The 2,800-nt window shown below is 27.5% G+C and carries 5 protein-coding genes; 4 read left to right on the forward strand and 1 reads right to left on the reverse strand.

The window, feature by feature from the left end; translation table 11 throughout:
- The 4 genes from B808_RS06620 to B808_RS04280 form a co-directional block, all read left to right on the forward strand.
- Nucleotides 1-230 (forward strand): hypothetical protein (locus tag B808_RS06620; RefSeq protein ID WP_035422158.1); only part of this gene is annotated, 230 nt, incomplete at its 5' end.
- 5 nt (nt 231-235) lie between these two features.
- Nucleotides 236-610, forward strand: coding sequence for a hypothetical protein (locus tag B808_RS04270; RefSeq protein WP_009166833.1), 375 nt, complete (start codon nt 236-238; stop codon nt 608-610).
- Nucleotides 611-668: 58 nt separating this feature from the next.
- Nucleotides 669-1,082: a TipAS antibiotic-recognition domain-containing protein gene (locus B808_RS04275; RefSeq protein WP_009166832.1), complete on the forward strand. Its 414-nt coding sequence runs from the start codon at nt 669-671 to the stop codon at nt 1,080-1,082.
- A 17-nt stretch (nt 1,083-1,099) separates the two neighbouring features.
- Nucleotides 1,100-1,969, forward strand: a complete 870-nt coding sequence (locus B808_RS04280; protein WP_009166831.1) for an ATP-binding protein — start codon at nt 1,100-1,102, stop codon at nt 1,967-1,969.
- 175 nt (nt 1,970-2,144) lie between these two features.
- On the opposite strand, the gene B808_RS04285 is transcribed toward B808_RS04280, so the two are convergent.
- On the reverse strand, nt 2,145-2,429 hold the full coding sequence (locus tag B808_RS04285; RefSeq protein WP_009166830.1) for a hypothetical protein: 285 nt from the start codon (nt 2,427-2,429) through the stop codon (nt 2,145-2,147).
- Nucleotides 2,430-2,800: the final 371 nt, after the last annotated feature.

Here is a 2,800-nt window from a genome sequence, read left to right on the forward strand (position 1 = left end):
ATTATGCTGGTGTAAAAAAAATTAAATTTGGAAACTATTTTGTTTTACCAATGGGAACTGTTGAATTTCCAATGATAATAAATGGTCTAGATGATAGTGAACATAGACTTACTTATAGAATGGATGGATGGAAGCCTGATCTTGATACGTTTGATAAGTTGCCTGTTAAGGATGGTAAATCTAATATTAATGATATTAAAATAATTTATAATACTGACGAAAAGAGCTGATAAATATGCCCTCTAAAGAAAACTATCAGGAGAATTGGAATGGATTTTTAAGTGATAAGGCTTATCAAGCTGATTCTGATAAATTTGGAAAAGATGCTTTTAAAGAAGGGAAGACATTTAAATTTAAGGGGCGTTATTATAGAGCTATATATACAAAGGATGATAAAAGCAATGGATTTCAAGATGTAGCTGTTGCTCCAACCGTTAGTGGTAATCGTGATGATAAAAGGCTTAATTATAATGACGTCCAAATTGCTACTGCAGTTACTAATCCTGACGACATTAAGGACATAGTTACTGATGGTACTGAGATAACAGAGTCAAGAGCTTTAGGTGGGAAAGATAAAAAATATTATAATGTTAAATATACATTGTTGTAGATGAATCTAATAATGATTTTAATAAAGTCAACATATTTTTAAGTTAGGTAGTGTAAATATGAGTGAAAAATTAGAAAAAAATATTAGTAACAGATATGGTGATGAAGAAATAAAGCAGTCTAAACGTAACTGGAATAGTTACAGTAAAAAAGAAAAAGATGCTATCTTACAAGAAGGTAATGACATTTTTGTAGATCTTGCAAAATTAAAAAATGAAGATCCAGATAGCGATAATGTTCAACAAATTATGATTAGATGGCATGAATTTCTCAGTAATTTTTATGATCCAAGTATAGAATTACTAAGAGGATTAAATGAAATGTATTTTGTAGATACTAAATTTAAAAACAAATTTAAGAAAATAGATCCAGACCTACCAGACTTCCTACATGCATCAATTGATTGCTATGTAGATAAACTTGAAAATCAGTGGATCGAAGAGAACAAAGAGACCCTAGACAATGAATTATAATTGGAGAGATACTAAGTATGACAAAAGTTGATAGAAGTGGTGAGAGAAAAACAAGACCACTAAATTTAAAAGAATCAAATTTGCCTTTTCAGGTTGAAGAACCTAAAAGAAGTTTAGAAAACTTAATTGTTTCAAATGATGTATTGAATCAAATCAAAAGTTTAATTTCCAAAATTGATAATTATGATTTGTTATACAATAAATTTGGACTTAGAGAAATAGATTCTAGTGGAGGAAGAACAGTTATAAACCTATATGGTTTACCAGGTACTGGCAAAAGTTTTGCAGCTGAAGCTATTGCTAAAGAAATGGGAAAAAAGATAATTAAAGTTAACTATGCAGAGATTGAATCTAAATACGTTGGTGAAACTCCTAAAAACATTAAATTATTATTTAAAGAAGCAAAAAAAGAAGATGCTATATTAATATTTGATGAAGCAGATTCGATATTAGGAAGAAGATTAGATAGTGTAACTAAAAGTACTGATCATGCTGTTAACTTGACTAAGTCAGTCATGCTTTTGGAATTAGATAATTTTAGTGGGATTACTATATTTACTACAAACTTTGGAAAGAATTACGATCCAGCTTTTTTAAGAAGAATTATTGGGAATATTAAATTTTCTTTACCTTCATTAAGTGCAAGAAGAGCTATATTAGAAAAATTAATTCCAGCAAAATTACCAATTAATCTTTCTACAGATGATATGAACAATATCTTAGAAAATACTGATGGATTTTCAGGTGGCGATTTGTTGAATATAGTTATTTATGCAAGTTCTCATGCAGTAGAGCGTGACGGTAAGAAGTGTGAGGTTAATCTTAGTGACTTCAATGAAGCCATTAAATTAATTAAAAATGCGAAAAAAGAATTAGCTTTAAATTAAAGTGATAAAAATTACTATATAAGTAGCATTTTAAGAAACACAAGGAAAAATTTTATCTAAAAGAGAATAGTCAAAAAGCATTTTTTAACTTAAAAAATGCTTTTTGACTAGTGAATTTTAAACTCAAACGCAAAATTAGACAACAAAACTTTATTGAACCGCTTGGCAATTATTACTAACTATTATTTTTTATATTACTTTTGGTTTCATTGTATCCTTTGATGAAATTTAAGATTTCATCAAATTTTCCTTTAAATAATGAATTAAGAATTTCTATTATTGTTTGTGGATATATTTTGAAAAACTTACCGTGGTCAAAATCACTTAAAGCTTTATTTTGCCCTAATTTATAGTCAGAGACATTAATTTTTGTATTGTTATACGTATATTTTTTATTTATATATTTGCCGTTTTCATAATTATGCTTGATTAAATTATGAAGTTTTTTGATTAATTTCATTTTCTTTACCTTTTCAATAGTTCTTGCAAGATTATAACTAACAGTTTCACGCTTAACCAGTTTGACTAACGAGCGATTATATTAACTTTTAGTATATACTATTTAATAATAGCATTAAAAATAACTACAGTTAATAATTTTTTGGTTGAAAATTATTTTAAGAGGATGGCATTAACATCCCTCAATGGGTTGTTTGTGGAATTTTATGCTTGTTAGGCTCAATTATACTTATGAGTCTGGGAACCGTTTTAACATTATTTGAAATATGCAGATAGCTTCTGGTTTTTCTAATACATTATATTTGGGGTTTTCTGTATAATGAAATATCATTTTTAAATTTCATCAAAGGAGATATAAATTATTACATCAAT

Origin of the sequence: Fructilactobacillus florum 8D (assembly GCF_000512295.1) — a bacterium.
GTDB classification, from domain to species: Bacteria; Bacillota; Bacilli; order Lactobacillales; family Lactobacillaceae; genus Fructilactobacillus; species Fructilactobacillus florum.

Excerpts from the sequence above, each read along its gene's own strand:
- B808_RS04280 (WP_009166831.1), top strand. The coding sequence starts at position 1,100 with ATGACAAAAGTTGATAGAAGTGGTGAGAGAAAAACAAGACCACTAAAT.
- B808_RS04285 (WP_009166830.1), bottom strand. The coding sequence starts at position 2,429 with ATGAAATTAATCAAAAAACTTCATAATTTAATCAAGCATAATTATGAA.
- B808_RS04275 (WP_009166832.1), top strand. The coding sequence starts at position 669 with ATGAGTGAAAAATTAGAAAAAAATATTAGTAACAGATATGGTGATGAA.
- B808_RS04270 (WP_009166833.1), top strand. The coding sequence starts at position 236 with ATGCCCTCTAAAGAAAACTATCAGGAGAATTGGAATGGATTTTTAAGT.